We start from the raw sequence: 20,927 nt of genomic DNA on the forward strand, positions 1-20,927 counted from the left end.
CGTGTCCTCGAATGGCATCCCGAACCCCCCAGCGCAAAGCGCGCCAAACTGTTCGCGATGTCCTCGCACACCTGTTCGCGATGTCCCCGGTCCAAACAGGGGGAAGATTAGCGCTCAGCCGTTGCAACTCAAGCCGCCTGCGGTTCCGGCTCGAAGGCCGGGCGGCTGGTGTTGATCAGCAGCGAGATGCAGGCGGCGGCTATTGCCGTCATACCGGCGATCAGGAAGGCAAGCTCGTAATTGCCTTGCAGCTCGCGCATGGTGCCGCCGAAGAAGGCCGCTGTCGCGGCGCCAACCTGATGGCCGGCGACGATCCAACCGAAGACGATCGGTCCGCTGCGGTCGCCGAACGCCTCGTTGGAAAGCCTCAGCGTCGGCGGCACCGTGGCGATCCAGTCCAGTCCGTAAAACACGGCGAAGATGATCAGGCTGGTTGCCGAAAAGCCGGAATAGGGCAGATAGATCAACGACAGGCCGCGGATGCCGTAATAGACGCCGAGCAGCTTGCGCGGATCGAAACGGTCGGTGAGCCAGCCCGATAGCGTCGTGCCGATCAGGTCGAAAATGCCCATCATCGACAGCAGGCCGGCAGCTTGCACTTCGCCTATGCCCATGTCGCCGCAAAAGGCGATCAGGTGCGTGCCGACCAGCCCGTTGGTGGTGAAGCCGCAGACGAAGAAAGTGGCGAACAGGTACCAGAACACACGTGTACCGGCGGCGCGGCGCAGCGTGCTCAGCGTATGCGAAAGGAAATTGCCTTGCGCGGCCGGCGGCGCCGGCGGCACGTCGTTGGCATCGGCGCCATAGCGGACCATGCCGATCGAGGCCGGGCGCTCCGGCACCAGCATATAGACCAGCGGCACCAGGCAGGCGGTGGCCACGGCAATGGCGATGGCGACCGGCTTCCAGCCGCCTGACTGGGCGAGCGAGGCGAGCAACGGCAGGAAGACCAGCAGCCCGGTGGCGCTGGACGCCGACATCAGTCCCATCACCAGGCCGCGATTGGTCTTGAACCAGCGGTTGACGATGGTTGCGCCGAGCACGGTGGCGACGGCGCCCGAGCTGACGCCGGAAAACACGCCCCAGGTGAGGAGCAGATGCCACGGCTTGGTCATCAACAGGCTGAGCGCGGTCGATCCCGACATCAAAAGCAGCGCGGCAAGCAAGGTGCGGCGCAGCCCGATCCGCTCCATCAGCGCCGCGGCAAACGGCCCGGTCAGGCCATAGAGGAAGATGCCAGTGGCAGCGGCCAGTGAGACGACGTCGCGCCGCCAGCCGAAACTGTTCTCCACCGGCAGCATCATGACTGCCGGCGCCGAACGCAGGCCCGCTGCGATCAGCAGGCAAAGGAAGATGACGGCGACCACGACGAAAGCGTAGCGCTGGCCAAACGGGCGGGATTGAGCTATCATGTTACTGACCGGTACGTTGCAGGAGCGCGAAACATACGTACCGACCGGTAACATTGTCAACCAGCTAATCGGTACACCAGACATGAAAAGCATTGAACCAACGATCAAGGCGAATGACGCACCGCCGCCTCGCGCCGCCGAACGGATTCTCCAGGTGGCGCGCGACCTGTTTTACCGGCAAGGCATCAGGGCGATCGGCGTCGACGAGATCGTGCGGCGTGCCGGCGTCACCAAGCCGAGCCTCTACCGCAGCTTTCCGTCCAAGGATGAGTTGGCCGCATCCTATCTCCGGCACTATGACCTCGAATTTTGGGAGCGCTTCGACGAGGCGGTGAATGCCCATCCCGGCGATCCGCGCGCGCAGATCCTCGCCTTCCTGACGCGTGTCGGCAAGCGTACGCAAAGGCCCGATTATCGCGGCTGCGGCATGACCAATGCCGCGGTCGAATATCCCGAACATGGCCATCCAGCCCGCGTCGTGAGCGAAGCCAACAAGCGGGAATTGCGCCGGCGCCTGCGTGCCATGGCGGCAGAGATGGGCGCCGGCGACGCCGACACGCTAGGCGACGGGCTGCTGCTCCTGATCGAGGGCGCCTATATCAGCGGCCAGCTGTTCGGTGTCGGCGGGCCGGCGCAGTCGGTCGCCCGCAACGCCGACCTTCTGATCGAGGCAAGCTTGAAGAAATAGCGTTCCGTTTACCAGATCACTGTGAGCAGCCTGAGTTCGTCTAGGCTGCTGCTAGATTTGACGGTACGCTGCGGCAGCCCGAACGGAGTTGTCCGCCATGCGCGCTCTTTTGATCCCGCTTGCCTTCGCCGGCTTCTGCAACGCCGCCCGGGCTGGCGACATATCCAGCGTCTATACCGATCTCGTCTGGGAGAAGGACTGCGTGACTTATGCCCAGGCGGAGGAAGGCGACGGCGACTGGGCCGACCTCGCCTGTTCGGGTTATGGCGGCTACCCGGTGATGGTTTCCTACGACGACGCGCGGGAATCGCTGTTCTACGGCTTTCCACCCGGCGATATGACCACGGTCTGGGAAAGCTTTTCCGGCCTCAACTCGGCTGGACCTAAAGTCGAGTGGCGGATCGAAACCAACGGCAAAACTACCATTCCGTTCGCCGTCATTCATCGTCGCTCGATCAGCGATACCGAGGGCGAGAACAAGTCGACGGAAGTGTTGATCGTCGCCAAGGTTGCCCAGCCTGACGCCCACGAAGGCTGCACGATCGGCCTTGTGCTCGCCACCGGCAATCCCGCCGCCAACGATCAGGCGCGCAAGCTTGCCGACGAGAAGGCACGCACCTTCGCCTGCGGCAAGGACAAGCGCGTAGTGATCGGCGACGCGCCCGCTTTCGGCCGCGTCGACAACTGATTATTTGCGCCCGATAATTATTTGCGCTTGGCCCGCTCGATTGCCTCGACGATCATCTTCTTGGCATAGGCCGCATCGTACCAGCCTTCGATCTTAACCCATTTGCCGGGTTCGAGATCCTTGTAGTGCTCGAAGAAATGCTGCACTTGCTGGCGGGTAATGTCAGGCAATTGCGTGTATTCGTGGACGTCCTCGTAGCGTAAGGTCAGCTTGGGCGAAGGCACCGCGATGACCTTCTCGTCCTGGCCGGCATTGTCCTCCATCACCAGCACGCCGATCGGCCGCACATTGATGACGCAGCCTGGCACCAGCGCGCGCGTGTTGCAGACCAGCACGTCGATCGGGTCGCCGTCGCCCGATAGCGTGTGTGGTACGAAACCGTAATTGCCGGGATAGCGCATCGAAGTGTGAAGGAAGCGGTCGACGAACAGCGTGCCGGCCTCTTTGTCCATCTCGTATTTGATCGGCTCGCCGCCGATCGGCACCTCGATAATGACGTTGACGTCCTCGGGCGGGTTCTTTCCGCTGGCAATCGCTTCGATCCGCATCGCTTTATCCCTCTCTCGATTGAAGATCGATAGCGGCCGATGGCGAATGGTGCAATGCGGCGAATGGTACTGGGGGGATCGTCCGAACCGAAACCGGCCGGATCATGCGCTGGCCGTCATTCCCAGACGAAAGCGACCTTCTTCAGCGCCTTCTGCTCGAAGATCTCGACGCCCTCGGCCACATCGCGGCCGCCGGCGCCGGCATAGAAGGCAAGTGCGTTCTGATTGTCTTCCAGCGCCCAAACCACCATGCCTTTCAGGCCATGGTCGGCCAGCCGTGCCCGTGCGGCTGCGAACAGCCGGCTGCCGAGCCCGATGCCTTGATATTCGGGCCGCAGGTAAAGCTCGTAGATCTCGCCCTGCTGCCTGAGCTCACGTGCTCGGTTCTTGCCGATCGTCGCGTAGCCGGCAATTTTGCCGCCGATTTCGACGACCAGGACGGTGGCGGCGCGGCGAATGGCATTTGCCCACCAATCGGCACCGCGGCGGTTGATCATCGATGTCAGTGTACGGTGCGGGATGATGCCCGAATAGGCGCCGCGCCAGGCCTCGAGATGCACGTCGGCAATGGCGGCTGCATCGCGTGGTTCGGCTTTCCTGATGTCGATGCTCAGCGTATTCATGATTGGTTAACCATAAACCCGCCGCGCCCGATTGCAAGAGTCCGGTCGGCCGCCGCGATGCTTTCACACAGCCGAACAGTGCGTCCTTGAGACGCTGGAAAACCGCTTTTAGCGAGATCAAATCTCGACCAGATGGTCGTCCAGTTCGTTGCTGTCGCCGGTCGAGACCGGAAAATGCTCGGCCAGTACCGCACCGACCGCTTCGATCGCCTTGACGAACCCGTCGGCAAGCCGATCGTCGCCGGCATGCGCCGTAAGGTCGCGGACGACACCGTCCCAGACATGCTGGCCGACACGAGAATCGATGCCGCTGTCGGCGACCACCTCGGCATAGCGCTCGGCGATCGAGACGAACACCAGCACGCCCGTGCGCGCCGTGGTGCGGTGGACGTTGCGGGCGAGGAACTGCTTCATCGCATTGGCGTGGGCGGCTTGGTAGCGCAGACGCCTCGGCACCAAATGGATGCGCAATGCGGGCAATGCCCACAACAGGATGAGCTCACTGGCAAGCGCCAGAAGCTCGGCGATGACGAAATGCGGCAAGCGGATCGACAGCCACCAGGCTTCCAGCCCGTAACCGACGGCGAGGCTGACGACGAGCATGCCGAGCATCGCCATGAAAGCGGCCGGGAAGAAATAGCCGTCGCTGGCATGCGCCACGACGCAGTAGATCTCGCCGTCGGTCTTTGCTTCGGCAGCGCGGATCGCATCGGCGATCCGCTCATGATCTTCGGGGCTGATCGGTCGTGTTGCCATGATTGATGTCTCACCAGCTTCCTGAAGAACCGCCGCCGCCGGACGAACCGCCGCCACCTGAAAACCCACCGCCCGAACTTCCGGACGACCAACCGCTGCCGGAACTTCCAGACGACCAGCCACTGCCGGACGAGGTCCCCGACGTCCAGCCAGCGCCACCGGAGGATGACGAAGCTGGCCCACGGCCGTAGCGGAACGTCATCCCCAGCCACTTGTACACGCCCGGCGACAGCTTCGTGCCGAAGATCGGCGGCAGGAATGCCATTGCCAAGCCGCCGAAGAACATCGTCGCCCACAGGACGATGAACAGCACGAAGATGGGATCGACAGGATTGTCATTCGCCGGATTGCGCTTGCCGCGGGCTTCCAGCTCTTCGGGATTGCCTTCCAGCACCATGATCATGTCATCGACGGCCTTGCTGATGCCACCAGAGAAATCGCCGGCACGGAAGGCCGGCACCATGTCGTTTTCGATGATCAGCTTGGTGTGCAGGTCGGTCAGCGTGCCTTCCAGCCCATAGCCGACCTCGATGCGCATCTTGCGGTCGTTCGGCGCCACCAGAAGCAGGACGCCGTTGTTCTCCTTCGCCTGGCCCAGTTTCCAGGCGCGGAACAGCCGGTTGGCGTAAGGCTCGATCTCCTCACCGTCGAGGCTGGGGATGGTCGCGACGACGATCTGGTCCGAACCCTTGGTCTCGAAATCGGCAAGCTTCTGCGTCAGCGCCGCCTCGGTTGCGGCATCGATGATGCCGGCATTGTCGACGACCCGTCCGGTCAGCGCCGGCAATTCGGCGGCAATAGCCGCGAAGCCGACCAGCAGCACCGCCATGGCCATAAGCGCGGTGCCGATCGTTTTGATGAAACGGCTGAATTCCACCGGGCTGATGGCGTGTCTTGTCATCTCGTCACCAACTTCCCGAGGAGCCGCCGCCACCGGACGAACCGCCGCCGCCGGAAAACCCGCCACCGCTTGAACCCGACGACCATCCCCCGCCGGAACCTCCCGACCAGCCGCCGGACGACCGCCGGTTTGGCTCGAAGGTCATGCCCAACCAGCGATAGCGGCCCGGACCGATCTTCTTGCCGAAGATCGGCGGCAGGATGGAGGCTGCGAGGCCGCCGAAAAAGATGATTGCCCAGATGGCTATGAAGATCGTGAAGAACAGATCGTCGCTGTTGAACGGCGCCTGCTGGTTGCGCTTGCCGCGCGCTTCCAGCTCTTCGGGATTGCCTTCCAGCACCATGATCATGTCATCGACGGCCTTGCTGATGCCGCCAGAGAAATCGCCGGCCCGGAAGGCCGGCACCATGTCGTTTTCGATGATCAGCTTGGTGTGCAGGTCGGTCAGCGTGCCTTCCAGCCCATAGCCGACCTCGATGCGCATCTTGCGGTCGTTCGGCGCCACCAGAAGCAGGACGCCGTTGTTCTCCTTCGCCTGCCCCAGTTTCCAGGCGCGGAACAGCCGGTTGGCGTAAGGCTCGATTTCCTCGCCGTCGAGGCTGGGGATGGTCGCGACGACGATCTGGTCCGAACCTTTGGTCTCGAAATCGGCAAGCTTCTGCGTCAGCGCCGCCTCGGTCGCGGCATCGATGATGCCGGCATTGTCGACGACCCGTCCGGTCAGCGCCGGCAATTCGGCGGCGAGAACGATGAGAGGGAGCAGGAGAAAGGTTAGAACGAAGCCAAGAAAAATCAGGGCGGCGTTTCTTCCCACCCCTCTCTGTGGGGAGATGTCCGGCAGGACAGAGGGGGGCGCGAAGGAATACAAGGCCAACAGGCCCAGGCTCAACAGGCGCCGTTCACCCGCCTTGCGTGGTGTTGGTGCCGAAATCGACCTTCGGCGGCTGCATCTTATCCTCCTCGATGGTGAAATTCGCAAACGGCTGGTTGCCGCGAAACCACAAGGTCGCCCAGATCACCGACGGGAAGGTCCTCAGCGTCAGATTGTACTCTCTCACTGCCTGGATATAGTCGCGGCGGGCGACCGTGATGCGGTTCTCGGTGCCTTCGAGTTGTGCTTGCAGCGCCAGAAAGTTCTGGTTGGCCTTGAGATCGGGGTAGTTCTCCACCACCGCCAGCAGGCGCGACAGCGCGCTGGTCAAGCCGGCCTGACTGTCCTGGAATTTCTTGAAGGCTTCCGGATTGTTCAGCGTTTCCGGCGTCACGGTCACCTGCGTCGCCTTGGCGCGCGCTTCGACCACGGCGTCGAGCGTATCCTTCTCGTGCGCGGCGTATCCCTTGACCGTATTGACAAGATTGGGGATGAGATCGGCGCGGCGCTGGTATTGATTCAACACCTCGCTCCACGCTGCCTTCGCGTTTTCCTCAGCTGTCGGGATGGTGTTGTAGCCGCAGCCCGCAAGCAGCGGCAGCATGACGGCCATGACCAGGAACGCAGCTATATTACGGAAGATTGGCGGTGAAGAAAGGCGCTGGGCAAGCATGATAAGGTCCCCTCGATAGCATTGGCAGGCGAAGCATTAGCACAATCCTTGCGTAAGAAAATGACTTCGGCCGAGAAGTGTTACTGGTTTTCTACCATTCGCCGTCGGGCCCTGTGACAGACGAGGCGAACGGGTTAAGCTCGGCATAAAACGGGACGTCACCATGGCGAAACGCCACGACAGCGACGCGGAATCGCGCCGCATCATCGAACGGGTGGCGCGCGAGACCGACCCGGGCGGCACCTCGTTCCTCGCGCGAACAGCCAGAGGTGCGCGCGACCGCGTCACCGCGGCCGATGCCGACCGGTCGGATCCGATCGAATATTGGGGCACCCGCATCGGTCGGGCAGCGGGCTTGCTTATTGCCATCGGCCTGTTGATCTGGCTCGTGCTTTTCGTCACCAGGGGCAGTTAGGAAAATCAATGAGTGCCGAGAAAACCGACGCGCCGCGCGCGGTCATCGTCGTCTCCAGCCATGTCGCACGTGGCTCGGTCGGCAACCGTGCCGCCGTCTTTGCGCTGGAGACGCTCGGCTTTCCGGTTTGGGCGGTGCCGACCGTCATTTTGCCCTGGCATCCGGGCCATGGCCGGGCCACCCGCATCGTGCCGCCGCTGGACCAGTTCAAGGCGCTGATGACCGACCTCGAGCGCGCGCCGTGGCTGGGCGAGGTCGGCGCCGTGCTGTCCGGCTATCTCGGCGAGGCTGGCCAGGCCGACGCCGTTGCTTCGCTCGTCGGCGCGGTCAAGGCGAAGACACCGGAAGCCCTCTATATCTGCGACCCGGTGATGGGCGATTCGGGCGGCCTCTACGTACCTGAGCCGACCGCCATCGCCATGCGCGACCGCCTGATGCCGATCGCCGATATCGCCACGCCCAACCGCTACGAGCTGGAATGGATGGCCGGAGCGCCGCTGCCAGACCTGAAATCGACAATGGCTGCGGCCCTGCAGGCCGGCCCACCGGCCATGCTGGTCACATCGGCGCCGGCGACGATGGCCGGCGGCACCGGCAATTTGCTGCTCACAGGCAGGGAGGCGCTGCTCGCCGAACACCGGCTCATCGACAAGCCGCCGAATGGGCTCGGCGACCTGACGGCTGCCGTTTACCTGGCGCGGATCCTGTCCGGCCAGCCGGCCGCCAAGGCTCTGCAATCGACCACTGCGGCGGTCTACGAGATCCTGGCGCGCACCGCTAAGCGCGGCGGCGACGAGTTGCAGCTCGAGACCGATGCCCAGAGCCTGTCGCACCCAATGGCGATGGTGCAGCTTCGCCATCTCCTGCATCCGGAACGGGACCGCCGGGCGTGACGCAGGCCGAAAACGCCGTGCCGCAGGATGTTGCGCCCGAGCATGTTGCGCCCGGCCATGTGGTGCCCGACGATGTCGTGCCTGAGAGCGTTGTGCCCGAGGACGTTGTGCTTGTCGGCGTCGACGGTTGCAAGGCTGGCTGGATAGCCGTCCGCCGCGATCCCGGTGCGGCACCGTCTACAGCCGTTTTCCCAAGCTTCGCGGCGTTGCTCGACCGACTGCCCGTCAATGCGATCGTGGCGGTCGACATGCCGATCGGCCTGCCCGATTTCTCGCAAAGAGGCGGTCGCGGCCCGGAGGCGCTGGTGCGGCCGCTGCTCGGGGCCCGGCAGTCCAGTGTCTTTGCCATTCCCTCCCGCGCCGCGCTCTACGCCGAGATCGAAGCTTTCACCACGGTCGATGCCTGGTACGCCGCACATCGCAAGGCAAGCGAGGTGGCCAGGACGACATCAGATCCGCCGCGCGGCGTCTCGATCCAGGCCTTCGGCATCTTCGCCAAGATCCGCGAGATCGATTCGCTGCTGATCGCGCGGCCCGAACTGCGCAGCCGCGTCTTCGAATCGCATCCGGAAGTTGCCTTCTGCAAACTGAACGGCGACCGCGCTATGCGCCTGCCCAAGAAGATCAGGGGCAACATCAATCCAGCCGGCATGGCCGAACGCCAGGCGCTGCTTGCCCAGCATGGTCATAGCGAGGATTTTCTCGACCAGACGCCGCCGCGCGGCGCGGCCGCCGACGATTTCCTCGATGCCGCGGCGATGATGGTGGTTGCCGGACGCATCGTCAGAGGCGAGGCAATGCCGTTTCCGGATCCGCCGCTCGCCGATCGTTTCGGTATTCCGGTCGCCATTTGGGCCTGAGGACCAAGGCGTCAGGAGCGTGATTTGAGCGCCTCGTTGAGTGCCCACATATCCTTCTCCTCGGGCGCGGTCTCCAATCCGAGCACGGGAATTTGCTTACGCAAATGGTCGTGGTGGGTGCGCACGCCATATTCGAGATCGGAGAGGTAAAAACCTCCGAAGGCTTCGGACAGCATGGATTCGTTGGACCATATCGAAAGCTGCACGTCCTCGGCCAGCGTGTCGCGATCGATGCGGTGGGATAGGTAGCGCGCAGCCGCCTGTTGCCTGGTCTCGTCGCGATAGCGGTAGATGCCGCCGCGCAGCAGCGTCTCACCCGTCGACAGCGGGAATTCCTGATAGAACTGCACCGATTCCGGCATGATCGACAGCACGTTGTTCGGGAAGATGCCGTAGTAGATCCAGGCCTTGCGCAGGTGCTCCGGCAGGTGCTTCGCCTCGGGTGCGAGCTTGATATATTGCGCGACGCTCCAGCGCCGTCCGGCATGCGGATTGTAAGTGGCGAACGAGCGCGACACGCCGTTGACGAACGGCTCGTCGAAATAGGTCGCACCGTAAAGATCCTGCAGCGCCGGATGTGCCATGGCGACGTGGTAGCCTTCATTGTCGACGTCGCGCACCGACTTCCAGTTGACCGGCGTATTTTGGGTCCAGATGCCCCGGGACGGCACCATCTCGACGACGCCATAATGAGCAATCTCGGCTTCGATCGGCTTCAACAGCTCGGCCACGGATGGCTGCGGCCCACCCTTGCGGAAGCGGATGAAGATGAAGCCCATCCAGATTTCGAGCTCGAGCGGCATCAAGCCGAATTCGCTCTTGTCGAGGTCGGGGAAGGAACGCGGGCGGGCAGCACCGCGCAGCGTGCCGTCGAGATTGTAGACCCAGCCATGGAAAGGGCAGACCAGCGCGTTCTTGCAAGTGCCCTGACTGTCGGCGACGACGCGACTGCCGCGGTGGCGGCACATATTGTTGAAGGCGCGTACAACGCCATCCTTGCCGCGCACGATCAGCGCCCGCTCGCCGACAACATCCATCGTCAGATAGTCGCCGGCGTTCGGCACGTCGCAGACATGGCCGGCGATCTGCCAATGATTGCGGAAGACGTGCTCTTTCTCGAGTTCGAGCAAGGCGTCGGAATGATAGCTCCAGCCCGGCAGCCCCCGCCGATCCCAATCGTTGGGAATTGCCACGTCACGCAGATGCGGGTTCATAAAGGCTCTTTATTTATTGAATGATCGTTCAATAAAAGCATATTTTCCGTTGAAATGCAATGGCTTGCAAAAATGGGGAGAATTCTTAGCGGGAAATCGAGCGGGATTTGAGAGCCGAGTCCGAATGATCGAAGCCGGGAAAATCCCGGGAATTCCGGACGTTAATCCCCTCACGCTTGTTGAGCGCCCGACGCTCCTGGGGCCTGGAAAGGCGACGTGAATCTGGTGCCGTGGGTAGCGGAAACGAGAATGCCACCTGCGCTGCAGCTACGCCTGATCGGTTGCCCAGGAATGGCTGCGGGCTTGGTTTCATGCCGGTTACACAATCGTTAATCCATCATCGTTGGCCGGTTACAAGGTGCGATTAGGTTCGTTTCAACGGAGAAAAGAAGAAGACCGAAGGAAACGACGATGCGTACGAAAATCCAGGTCACCAATACCGACCTTCGCCAGCAGGGTCCCCAACGTAACGACCGGCGCCCGAAGCTGGCGCTGCGCCAGCGCGCCAGTGATCATCCAATGGCGATGTTCATGCTGCTGGCGTCCGCCGCATTTGCCGGCATGGCGTTGACGCCGACCGTCGGTCCGGCCTTCGCCTCACTGAACCCGCCGGCCAACCTCATCGATGGCGCGACGACCACCACCAAGACGGCGCGCCTCCCGATTTCGGAGATCGATTTCGCCTGCAAGGGGCAGGCCTGGGGCGCCGAGAGCCTGGACTGCCTGCGCGTCATCGCCGCCCAGTCGGGCAAGACACGGCCGGTCCGCATGATCGCCAACGCCGCCCGGCTGGCCGATACGCCGAACGTTTTTTGATTTTTTGCGAGCGCCCTCCAGCACTCCAGTCAGGCTCCCGCCGCAATGTCGGCCGGGAGCCTTTTTCTTCCGGGAGAGATGGCGGAGTCTAGCCGCCCAGAGCGGCCTGCTCGGCAATGGCCGAGAGCACGCCGCGCACATCCAGCGTGCTGAACGGTTTTTCGAGGATTGGCGGCCGTTGCGGCGCCGGCAGCGCCTCGATCTCGCCTTTCGCGCCGATCAGATCGCCGGTGACAAGCACGAAGCGCCGCGCCAGACCCGGCAATTCGCCGAGTAGCTCGCGATAGGCGGCTATGCCGCTGGTGCCGGGCATGCGCAAATCGGAAAACACGATGTCCGGCGGGACATGGCCACTCAGCGTCGCGGCGGCCGAGACCCAGGCCGGCACGATCCGCGACTTGATACCCATCAACTCCAGAATGTCGGACAGCGACGCGGCGACATCCGGCTCATCGTCTATGATCAGCGCGTGACGCAAGCCGCTCGACCGCGACGGAGCTTCGCCGGCGGCGGCCGCGCCGGCCGCGATCGCCGGCAGCTGCACGACAAAACGCACACCTCTCGGCGAAACCTCCTCGAACCAGATATTGCCATTGTGCCGCTCGATGATCGATTTCGAGATTGACAGACCGATGCCGGTACCGACACCGACCGGCTTGGTGGTGAAATAGGATTCGAATATGCGTGAACGTATCGCTTCCGGCACGCCTGGTCCGTTGTCCTCGACCGAGAATCCGGGATTGCCGCGGTCGCTGCGAAACGTCCGGACCTTGATCCGGCGGTCGCCGGCAACGCCGGCCAAGGCATGCTGGCTGTTGATGAGGAAGTTGGCGGCTACCTGCGTCACGTGGTCGGCATCTGCCATGGCCAGCAGTGGGCCGCTGGCGAAATCGGTGTCGATGATGATGCCGCTCGACCGTGCGCCATAGGCGGTCACTTCGAGTGCGGCGCGGATCACCTGGTTGAGGTCGGTTTCTGCCTGTGCAGCCGGGTGCAGGCGGACCATCGACAGGAAGCTCTTGACGATACGGCCGCAGCGCTCGGCAGCGGCGCGCACCTTTTCGGCGCGCACCTTGGTCTGCGGATCGGCGGCGAATTCGTGCAGCAGCGTCGACTGGGCGACAACCACGGCCAGCGGATTGTTGAGCTCGTGCGAAACGCCGGCGAGCAGCGACCCCATTGCCGCCATCTTCTCGTTCTGGTGCAGTTTTTCGCGCTGGCGGTTGATTTCCTCCTCAGCCCGCAACTTGTCGCGCAGGTCGCGGATGGAGCCGAAGATCAGCTGGCGATCGGCGACCCGCATCTCGGTTGCCGTCAGCTCGATCGGGAAAACCTCGCCGGCGGCATTCTGGGTGACCGTTTCAAGCCGTTGGCCGACCATCGGCGCGCCGCGGCCCGACATGTATTCGGCGCCTGACGCATAGCCCTTGCGGTAATATTCCGGCACGACCGTATCGAGCAGGTCCTTGCCGAGGATATCGCTGCGCCGATAGCCGAACATCTTCTCGGCGGCCGGATTGAATTCGATGATCGAGCCGGTCTCGTCGATGACGATGATAGCGTCGAGCGAGGCCTGCAGCATGGTGCGGCGAATGACGTCGCTGGCATGCGCGTCGGAGGGCGACCGTTCGATGGCATCGCCGATGGCGAGTGCCACCATGTGCAGCGCCGCCTCTTCCTGGTCGGTCCATTCGCGTTCGTGGATGCAGTCGTTGACCGCCAGCGTGCCCCACAAATTGCCGTGCGAAAAGACCGACACCGACAGGAACGACTTGATGTTCTGCTTTTCGAAATCGGTCCGCAGAAAGCCTTCGAGATCGCGTGTGTGCCCGGCGAAAATCTTGCCTTGACGCTCGTCCTCCGCCAGCCGTTCCAGCAATGGGTCCGAATCGACGACCGACTGCATGATGACGGTCGGTGACGCCAGCTCGCCGCCAAACCGGGGGGCGATCCAATAAGCGGCGACCGACTGGGCGAAGCCCTGGCCAGGCAGTTCGCGCAGGCGAAACAGGATGCCGCGGTGACAATCCATGGCTTCGCAAAGCGTTTGGAGGATACCCTCCATCTCGCGCTGCCAGTCACCGGCTTCGCGCAGCCGGCGAACCACATGCACGGCCACCATCGCCGCGCCCTGCCTGGCGCCCTGCACGTCCACGCGTGTTGTTTCAGCCGTCATGATCAGCCGTCATTTCCTGGCCGCGGCTTCCTCAAGCCTTAGTTATTTTCGCCCACTGGCAGCGAGAAGATATAGCCTTCGCCGCGCACCGTGCGCAGGAATTTCGGATTGGCCGGATCCGCCTCGATCTTCTTTCTCAGCCGCATGATGCGGATGTCGACGGCGCGGGACGATTCCGGATCCTCGACGAAACCGATCGCCTCGGAGATCGCCGCCCGCGTCAACAGCCGGTTGGCGCGCGTCAGGAACACCTCCAGCACGTCGAACTCGCTCTTGGCCATGTCAATGACCGCGCCGTTGGCGCCGGTGACGAGCCTGCCGTCGAGATCGGCGTGAAAGGGTCCGAAGCTCACGGACCGGCGGCCGCCGGATGTTTCAGCCTTGGCCTTTTGTGGCTCGGTCGGCTCCGGAACGCGACGCAGCACGCTGCGCACCCTGGCCAGCACTTCGCGCAATTCGTAAGGCTTTACGATGTAGTCGTCAGCGCCGAGCTCCAGTCCGACGATGCGGTCGAGCGCAGTGCCGGCGGCCGTCGCATAGATGATGCCGATCGGCATTTTCGACCGCATCCAGCGCCCGAGCGACAGGCCGTCCTCGCCCGGCATGGCGATGTCGAGAATGGCCAGATGGAAGGACTGCACTTCCAAGAGGTCGCGCGCCGCCGCCGCACTTTCGGCCGTGGCCACATCATAGCCGCTGGCGCCCAGATACTCGGCGACCGCGTCCCTCAGGTCGGGCTCGTCCTCGACAATGACAATTCGTGCACGCACGATGCTTTCGCTCCCGCTTTCAGTGGAAAGTAGATTGGGTATAAACATGATGTCCAGCACTCTTCTTGGGTTGCCGTATGCGGGGTAGAAAAACATGGCTGCACGATCCGTTATCGCGCTTGTTTCCGTCGCTGAAGTAATTGCCACCGATCTCGCCGATCATCTCGAGCGGCGCGGTCATGACGTCCGTGCGGCGCGACAGCCGTGGGAAGCCGAATCGCTGCTTTCGGAAAAGGGTATCGATGTCGTGGTTGTCGGCGACAGCGTCAGCCAGGCGGAGGGGCGAGACCTGCTCAGGCGACATGGCGGCGAAGGTGGCCCGGATTTCATCCTGATCTGCCGCCCGGCCGATCTGGTCGACAAGGTTCTGGCGCTCGAACTCGGCGCCGCCGACGTCGTCGAAAGCCCGCTCAATGTCAGGGAGCTTGCGGCTCGCGTCGGCGGCCTTCTGGCTCGGCGCGGCAGGAGCGCCGGGGAACTGATCGTGCTGGAGAACGCGACCGTCGATCTCCGATCGGCCATTGTCATGCACCGCTCGGGAACCGAAGAACAGCTGTCCCCCGGGCAGGTGGCGCTGCTCAGGCTGTTCCTGGCCAGCCCGCGCAAGGTGCTGACGCGGGACGACATCATCGCCGCCGCGCCCGCCGAAAATGCCGAAGCGTTCGATCGGTCGATCGATTCGCGCATCGTGCGGCTGCGCCGCAAGCTCGATACCGAAACCATCACCACCATACGGGGTGCCGGTTACCGGTTCGATCCGCCGACGCAATTCGCCGATTGAAGGCAGGACAGCCACCCTTTGTCTTGAGCATCGGGTTTTCCCAAAACCGGTTTCCACTTTAGGGTCCGATGCTCTTCAGCGCACCACGAGAAGCGACGGGCCGGACGGCATGTCACCGGTCGTACTGACCTCGCCGGCATGGGCACGTTCCTTCAGCAGCACGGTGGCGAGGCCGGCAATGCCGAGCAGGCCCTGGACGTAAAGCAGGGCGGAAAGCACGGAAGCGGCGAATTTCGTTTTCATCCTGTTCGTTCCTCAAAATTGGAATTTACGGGCACTTCAGGGGAACCCCCGAAGCGCCCGCGCCGCCAGCGGAGCCCCCCGTTGCGGCGCGGGCCTTCGGTCCTCTCGGCTGCAAGTTGCCGGAGGCGCCGCGCATCCTCAACGGCCCTAAGCCGCCCCCGCCAGAGGGGCTTGAGCCGGTCGACGCGCAGGCTGGAAAGTGTCCAGATCAATCCAGGCCGTAGCGAAAACAGTGTTGGCTTCCGATCGTTCGTTGCCCGCTGTTTTCGTTAGGTCAACTTTGCCTGTTCGCTGTATCCGGATCATGCCGCCGACGCTGCGCTTTGTTGCAGCTCGGTTTCGGAGTCAGGTGAATTCCCATCAAACGAAAGGCAATCGCGTATTGGCGCCGCGGTTTGGCCGATCCGCCTAGGCAAACACGCCACCCGTCATGACGACGTCATGCAACTGCAAGCTGCTTTGCACGGACCTTTTCTGTTAACCAGGGGAAACAGAATCGAAACACAAACGAGCATCTTGCGAAATCGGCTTGAAACATGACGCCCCGATAAGCCGGTCATCAATTGGGCCGGTCCCGACCGGCAGAATAGGGGAGACATCATGTACACTGCCATTTCCGCCAAGCTCATCAACATCGCCGCCGCCGTCATCACCGGTACTGCCTTGCTTGTCAGTGCCGGCAACGGCGCAGCCCACGCCGCCGCCAACAAGATCGTCGCGCGTGTGTCGCTATCTCAGCAGACCATGGAAATTCTGGTCGACGGCCGGCCGACATTCGCCTGGAAGGTTTCGACGGGCGACAGGACGCACGTCACACCGACCGGTTCGTTCAAGCCGACCCGCATGCATGAAATTTGGTATTCGAAGAAATACGACAACGCCCCGATGCCGCATTCGGTGTTCTTCAACGGCGGCTACGCCGTACATGCGACAAGCGCCATCAAGCGCCTCGGCCAGCCGGCCTCGCATGGCTGCGTGCGTCTGCATCCGGACAACGCCGCCGATTTCTACCAGCTCGTCGAGGTCTTCGGCCCGGCCAACACCAGCATCGTCATCGTCAAGTGAGCGATGCTGCTCTTGTGTCGCTCAAAAAGGTCGGAAATCCGGCCTTTTTATTGTACAATGTTAGTACAATCTAATCTGGGTTAGTACAATCTAATCCGGCATCACCGGCATCAGCTTCGGATCCGGCTTTTCAGCGTGATGCGGCAGGTCCTTGCTGGCGATAAAGGTGTAGAACATCGGCACCACAAACAGCGTGAACATGGTTCCGACCAGGATGCCGGTGAAGATCACCAAGCCCATCGAATAGCGTGCCGCGGCACCCGCGCCGCTGGAGATGATCAGCGGCACCACGCCGAGCGCCATCGCCGCCGTCGTCATCAGGATCGGCCGCAGCCGCACCCTGGCCGACGCGATGATCGCATCGCGCCGCCGCATGCCGTGCATTTCACGGTGCTGGTTGGCGAACTCGACCAGGAGGATGCCGTGCTTGGTGATGAGGCCGATCAGCGTGATGAGGCCAACCTGGGTGTAGATATTGAGCGTGCCGAGCCCGATATTAAGCGGCACGATCGCGCCGAAGATCGAGAGTGGCACCGCCATCATGATGATCAACGGATCGCGGAAGCTTTCGAACTGCGCCGCCAGCACCAGGTAGATGACGAGCACTGCCGCCGCGAAGGCGATGATGATCGTGTAGCCCTGTTCCTTCTCCTGCCGCGATTGACCGGTATAGTCGATGAAGAAAGTGTCCGGCAGGCTCTCCTTGGCGATATCCTCGATAGCTTTCAAACCGTCGCCGGTGGTGACGCCAGGCAGCGGCAAGGCGGAAATCGTTGCGGAATTCAACTGGTTGAATTGCTCGATCGCCGCCGGCGACGCGTTGGTCGAGATCTTCACCACCGCAGAGAGCGGCACCATCTCACCCGAGACGCTGCGCACGAAATACTCCCCAAGTTTTTCGGGATTGTCGCGGAATTGCTGCGGCACCTGCGGGATGATGTCGTAGCTGTTGGATTCGCGGTCGAATTGCGCCACCTCGGCGCCACCGACCAAGAGGGTCAGCGTCCGGCCGATTTCGGCGATCGGCAGGTTGAGTGCCGCGGCGCGGTCGCGGTCGATCGTCACTGTCACTTGCGGCGCATCGTAGGACATGGAATTCTGCACGGCGAGGAAGCGACCGGAGGCCTGCGCCTTGTTCTTGATATTCTCGGCGGCCTCGTACACCTGGGAGGCCTCCCCGGTCGAGCGCACCACCATCGTGATTGGCAGGCCGCCGCCGGAGCCGGGCAGCGTCGGTGGTGCGAAGACGAAAGCCTCGACGCCTGCCACCTTGGCAAGGCGGGCAGTGATGTCTTCCTGAAGTTCCTTCGAGCTGCGCGCGCGCTCGGCCCAGTCCTTGAACGCAAAGCCGACGAAAGCGCTGTTGGTCGGGCCTTGGAACGCGACGGCGGAGAACCGTGCCCTGGTTTCGGGGATATCATTCACCAGCCCGAGAATCTGGTTCACATAGGTCTCGGTGTAGTCCGACGTCGCGTAACGCGGCGCGTTCACAATAGACAGCAAGAAGCCCTGGTCTTCTTCCGGCGCCAGTTCGCTCGCGGTCTTTGTGAACATGAAGCCGGTCGTGGCGACCAGTGCGATGACGATCATCAGCGTCACCGGGCGATATTTCAGCGAGCCGCTGACCAGCCGCTCGTAGACGTGTTCGACGCGCCCGAACGTGTTGTCGACAATGCGCTGGAAGCGGCTGTGCGACCCGGCCCTCAGGATGCGTGCCGACATCATCGGCGTGACGGTTAGGGCGACGACACCCGAAAGCACCACCGAGCCGGCAAGCGTCACCGCGAATTCGCGAAACAGTGCGCCTGTCAGGCCGCCGGTGAAGGCCAGCGGCGCGAACACCGCGGCCAGCGTTATCGTCATGGCGACGACGGCGGACGAGATCTCCCGCATGCCGTTGAAGGCCGCCTGCATCGGCGACAAGCCGTCTTCCTCCATGTGGCGGTGGATGTTTTCCACCACCACGATGGCATCGTCAACAACCAGTCCGATCGCCAGCACCATGGCCAGCAACGATAAAAGGTTGATCGAATAACCCAAAGAAAACAGCAGGAAACAGACGCCGATCAGCGACAGCGGAATGGTCACGATCGGCATCAGCACCGAGCGGAACGAGCCGAGGAAGAGCAGGATGACGACGATGACGATGGCGACCGCCTCGCCGATGGTCTTGAACACCTCCTCGATCGACGCGCTGATCTGCTCGGTCGAGTCGTAGACGATCTCGATCGTCATGCCGAGCGGCAGCGTCTCCTGGATCGTCGGCACAATCTTGTGGATCGCCGCCGCGGTGGTCAGTGGATTGGCGGCCGGCGTCGGAAAGATGGCGAGAAAGATGCCGGGCTTGCCGTTGAACGTGACCCTGGTGTCGGTGCTCGCCGCGGCGAGCTCGACGCGGGCCACGTCGCGCAGCCTCACCACATTGCCGTCTTTCGAGCGGAGCGGAAGGGCAGCGAAAGCCTCCGGCGTCTGCAGGGTCGAGCGAACCGTGATCGAGGAAGCCACATATTCGTTTTCGGTATCGCCGGGCGCCGAGAGGAAATTCGATTCGTTGATGGCGGTCAGCACTTCCGCCGCCGTCACGCCGCGCGCCGCCAGTTTGATCGGGTCGATCCAGACACGCATCGAATATTCGGCGGCGCCGAAAATCTGCACGTCGGCGACACCTTCGACCGTCGAGATACGCGGCCGCACGACACGCTCGATATATTCGGTGAGCTGTTCCGGTGTCATGTTCGGATTCTGCATCGATATGTACATCATCGCGAACTGCTGGCCGGTGCCCTTGACGATCACCGGGTCTTTGGTTTCGTCCGGCAGATCGCCGCGAACACTCTGAACCTTCGACAAGACTTCGTTCAGCGCGACGTCGGGGTCGGAGCCGAGCTTCATCTGCACCGTCACGGTGCTGGAGGACGGCCGGCTCGACGACGTGACATAATCGATGTTTTCGGTCGAAGCGACGGCACGCGCGATCGGCGCGGAAATGAACCCCTGGATCAGGTCGGCGCTGGCACCGGGATAGGCCGTGGTGATGGTGATGGCCGTTTCTTCAACCTCTGGATACTGCCGAATCGAAAGGTTGAAGATGCCCTGAAAACCCAGAAGCAGGATCATGCAGGCAAGCACGGTCGAGAGAACCGGGCGGCGGATGAAGAGGTCGGAAAAGCTCATTGCTGGGCTGCCTGCTGGTTCGCCGGCTTGCTCGGATCGATCGTGTTGTCGACGGCAACGGACATGCCGTTGGAGAGCCGGTTCTGGCCGGCCGTAACGACTTCGTCGCCGGGCTGGATGCCTTCCAGGATCTCGACCAGGCCGGCGTTGTGGCGGCCTGGCTTGACGAACACCTGAGCGAGCACGAGCTGCGGTTTCTGTTCTTCCGCTGCCGGCTTGGCTTCCGCTGCCGGTTTGGCTGGGGTAGCAGCCGGCTTTTCGTCGGGTTTTGCCACGGATGCTTCGGCCGCCGGCTTGGCAGCATCTGCAGCCGGCTTTTCTTCCGGCTTTGCCTCGAGAGCCGCGCCGTTGGCTTCGGCGGATTTGGCCGGGCGCACCACGAAGACGAAGTCGCCGTACAGGCTGGAGGTCAGCGCCGTCTGCGGCAGCGCCAGCACGTCGTTCTCCTCGGGCAGTTCGACGCGCACCTGGACGAACTGGCCCGGCGTCAGCTTGCCTTCGGGATTGCCGACCTCCGCCCTTACCGTCACCAGCCGGCTGGTCGGGTCGATCTTCGGATCGATGCCGCGAATGCTGCCGGTGAACGGCATGTCGCCGCCGCCGACGCCCAACCGCACCCTCTGTCCGATCTTCAGCTGCGGAAGCTGCTGCTCCGGCACGGTGAAATCGACACGCATCGTATCCATGTCCTGCAAGGTCACTACGGCGGTGCCGGGTGTGAGATACTGGCCAAGGTCGATTTTCGGAATACCGACAGTACCCTTGAAGGGGGCGGTCAACTGCTTTTGGTCGAGCACCGCTTGCAGCTTGTTTACCTGCGCGGCGGAGACCGATGCTGCTGCCTGCGCCGTGTCGAGCGTAGCATCGGTGCCGACCCCGCGCTTCTGCAGCTCGAGAGCGCGCATCAGCGTCGTCTGGTCGGAGGTGGCTTGCGCCTTCGACGCGACGAGGTCGGCTCGCTCGACGGCATCGTCAAGCTGCAGCAGGACGGCGTTGGCGGCGACCTTCTGATTGGCATGGAACAGGATGTCCTTGACGATGCCAGCAGTTTCGACCGTCAGGTCGACGCCGCGTACGGCACTGACAGTGCCGATCGCCTCGATGCCGGGGGTCCAGGACATCGGTTTGACAATGACTGTCGACACGGTCGTGGCCGGCGGCTTCATGGTGGCGAAGAACTGTTTGATCGCATTGTCGCGAAACAGGTTGAAGCCGACGATGCCGCCGCACACCAGCACGAGCAGAATGAAGGCGATGATGAAGCGCTTGATCACGAACAGTCCCCTCGGCCATGGCCCAGCATAACGGTCGGACGACCGGAACACATACCTGTGACTGGTCCCAATTTCAAATGACGGCG

At 62.8% G+C, this 20,927-nt stretch carries 21 protein-coding genes; 8 read left to right on the top strand and 13 right to left on the bottom strand.

Going from position 1 to position 20,927, the window contains the following annotated elements; all coding sequences use genetic code 11:
* Positions 1-128 precede the first annotated feature (128 nt).
* Complete coding sequence (locus tag NKH78_RS03795; protein WP_352882017.1) at positions 129-1,412, bottom strand: MFS transporter; 1,284 nt, start codon at positions 1,410-1,412, stop codon at positions 129-131.
* Positions 1,413-1,494: 82 nt separating this feature from the next.
* Here NKH78_RS03795 and NKH78_RS03800 point away from each other — a divergent pair, with 82 nt between their 5' ends.
* On the top strand, positions 1,495-2,100 hold the full coding sequence (locus NKH78_RS03800) for a TetR/AcrR family transcriptional regulator (RefSeq protein WP_352509069.1): 606 nt from the start codon (positions 1,495-1,497) through the stop codon (positions 2,098-2,100).
* 97 nt (positions 2,101-2,197) lie between these two features.
* Positions 2,198-2,788, top strand: coding sequence for a hypothetical protein (locus NKH78_RS03805; RefSeq protein WP_352509070.1), 591 nt, complete (start codon positions 2,198-2,200; stop codon positions 2,786-2,788).
* A 17-nt stretch (positions 2,789-2,805) separates the two neighbouring features.
* Here NKH78_RS03805 and ppa read toward each other — a convergent pair whose 3' ends face one another.
* The 6 genes from ppa to NKH78_RS03835 form a co-directional block, all read right to left on the bottom strand.
* Entirely contained in the window at positions 2,806-3,336 is a 531-nt protein-coding gene (ppa, locus tag NKH78_RS03810; RefSeq protein WP_023721304.1) for an inorganic diphosphatase, read from the bottom strand.
* Positions 3,337-3,452: 116 nt separating this feature from the next.
* Entirely contained in the window at positions 3,453-3,959 is a 507-nt protein-coding gene (locus tag NKH78_RS03815; RefSeq protein ID WP_254817749.1) for a GNAT family N-acetyltransferase, read from the bottom strand.
* Positions 3,960-4,076: 117 nt separating this feature from the next.
* The gene (locus NKH78_RS03820) at positions 4,077-4,715 is read right to left on the bottom strand and encodes a TPM domain-containing protein (RefSeq protein ID WP_352740815.1); all 639 of its coding nucleotides are present in this window, start codon (positions 4,713-4,715) and stop codon (positions 4,077-4,079) included.
* 10 nt (positions 4,716-4,725) lie between these two features.
* Positions 4,726-5,616 carry a TPM domain-containing protein gene (locus NKH78_RS03825; protein WP_502899777.1) on the bottom strand — a complete coding sequence of 297 codons (891 nt, stop codon included), beginning with the start codon at positions 5,614-5,616 and terminating at the stop codon, positions 4,726-4,728.
* 4 nt (positions 5,617-5,620) lie between these two features.
* Positions 5,621-6,430, bottom strand: coding sequence for a TPM domain-containing protein (locus tag NKH78_RS03830; protein WP_352740817.1), 810 nt, complete (start codon positions 6,428-6,430; stop codon positions 5,621-5,623).
* Between the two features lie 85 nt (positions 6,431-6,515).
* Entirely contained in the window at positions 6,516-7,160 is a 645-nt protein-coding gene (locus tag NKH78_RS03835; protein WP_352740819.1) for a LemA family protein, read from the bottom strand.
* Positions 7,161-7,323: 163 nt separating this feature from the next.
* Here NKH78_RS03835 and NKH78_RS03840 point away from each other — a divergent pair, with 163 nt between their 5' ends.
* The 3 genes from NKH78_RS03840 to NKH78_RS03850 all read left to right on the top strand — a co-directional run bounded on the left by NKH78_RS03840 (position 7,324) and on the right by NKH78_RS03850 (position 9,328).
* Positions 7,324-7,575 (top strand): hypothetical protein, encoded by a 252-nt coding sequence (locus NKH78_RS03840; RefSeq protein ID WP_254818056.1) that lies wholly within the window; start codon positions 7,324-7,326, stop codon positions 7,573-7,575.
* 8 nt (positions 7,576-7,583) lie between these two features.
* Complete coding sequence (gene pdxY / locus NKH78_RS03845; protein ID WP_352740821.1) at positions 7,584-8,468, top strand: pyridoxal kinase PdxY; 885 nt, start codon at positions 7,584-7,586, stop codon at positions 8,466-8,468.
* A gap of 92 nt (positions 8,469-8,560) precedes the next feature.
* Positions 8,561-9,328: a DUF429 domain-containing protein gene (locus NKH78_RS03850; RefSeq protein WP_352740837.1), complete on the top strand. Its 768-nt coding sequence runs from the start codon at positions 8,561-8,563 to the stop codon at positions 9,326-9,328.
* Between the two features lie 11 nt (positions 9,329-9,339).
* Here the strand turns inward: NKH78_RS03850 and NKH78_RS03855 are convergent, their stop codons facing one another.
* A complete protein-coding gene (locus tag NKH78_RS03855) occupies positions 9,340-10,542 on the bottom strand; it encodes an aromatic ring-hydroxylating oxygenase subunit alpha (protein WP_352740823.1) in 1,203 nt (400 codons plus the stop codon).
* 411 nt (positions 10,543-10,953) lie between these two features.
* On the opposite strand from NKH78_RS03855, the gene NKH78_RS03860 reads away from it, so the two are divergent.
* Complete coding sequence (locus NKH78_RS03860; RefSeq protein WP_352740825.1) at positions 10,954-11,358, top strand: hypothetical protein; 405 nt, start codon at positions 10,954-10,956, stop codon at positions 11,356-11,358.
* Between the two features lie 88 nt (positions 11,359-11,446).
* Here the strand turns inward: NKH78_RS03860 and NKH78_RS03865 are convergent, their stop codons facing one another.
* Together NKH78_RS03865 and NKH78_RS03870 are read right to left on the bottom strand one after the other, a co-directional pair.
* Positions 11,447-13,534 (bottom strand): PAS domain S-box protein, encoded by a 2,088-nt coding sequence (locus NKH78_RS03865; protein ID WP_254817756.1) that lies wholly within the window; start codon positions 13,532-13,534, stop codon positions 11,447-11,449.
* A 38-nt stretch (positions 13,535-13,572) separates the two neighbouring features.
* Positions 13,573-14,352: a response regulator gene (locus tag NKH78_RS03870; RefSeq protein WP_254817757.1), complete on the bottom strand. Its 780-nt coding sequence runs from the start codon at positions 14,350-14,352 to the stop codon at positions 13,573-13,575.
* A gap of 46 nt (positions 14,353-14,398) precedes the next feature.
* Between NKH78_RS03870 and NKH78_RS03875 the strand changes: the two genes are divergently transcribed.
* The gene (locus NKH78_RS03875; RefSeq protein ID WP_292663715.1) at positions 14,399-15,085 is read left to right on the top strand and encodes a response regulator transcription factor; all 687 of its coding nucleotides are present in this window, start codon (positions 14,399-14,401) and stop codon (positions 15,083-15,085) included.
* Positions 15,086-15,160: 75 nt separating this feature from the next.
* On the opposite strand, the gene NKH78_RS03880 is transcribed toward NKH78_RS03875, so the two are convergent.
* A complete protein-coding gene (locus NKH78_RS03880; RefSeq protein ID WP_254817759.1) occupies positions 15,161-15,328 on the bottom strand; it encodes a hypothetical protein in 168 nt (55 codons plus the stop codon).
* A 600-nt stretch (positions 15,329-15,928) separates the two neighbouring features.
* On the opposite strand from NKH78_RS03880, the gene NKH78_RS03885 reads away from it, so the two are divergent.
* Positions 15,929-16,393, top strand: a complete 465-nt coding sequence (locus NKH78_RS03885) for a L,D-transpeptidase (protein WP_254817760.1) — start codon at positions 15,929-15,931, stop codon at positions 16,391-16,393.
* Between the two features lie 90 nt (positions 16,394-16,483).
* On the opposite strand, the gene NKH78_RS03890 is transcribed toward NKH78_RS03885, so the two are convergent.
* Together NKH78_RS03890 and NKH78_RS03895 are read right to left on the bottom strand one after the other, a co-directional pair.
* On the bottom strand, positions 16,484-19,567 hold the full coding sequence (locus NKH78_RS03890; RefSeq protein WP_352740827.1) for an efflux RND transporter permease subunit: 3,084 nt from the start codon (positions 19,565-19,567) through the stop codon (positions 16,484-16,486).
* On the bottom strand, positions 19,564-20,841 hold the full coding sequence (locus tag NKH78_RS03895; RefSeq protein WP_502899778.1) for an efflux RND transporter periplasmic adaptor subunit: 1,278 nt from the start codon (positions 20,839-20,841) through the stop codon (positions 19,564-19,566). The genes NKH78_RS03890 and NKH78_RS03895 overlap by 4 nt, the downstream gene beginning before the upstream one ends.
* Positions 20,842-20,927 lie beyond the last annotated feature (86 nt).

Origin of the sequence: Mesorhizobium sp. M0910 (genome assembly GCF_040319465.1) — a bacterium.
GTDB lineage: Bacteria > Pseudomonadota > Alphaproteobacteria > Rhizobiales > Rhizobiaceae > Mesorhizobium.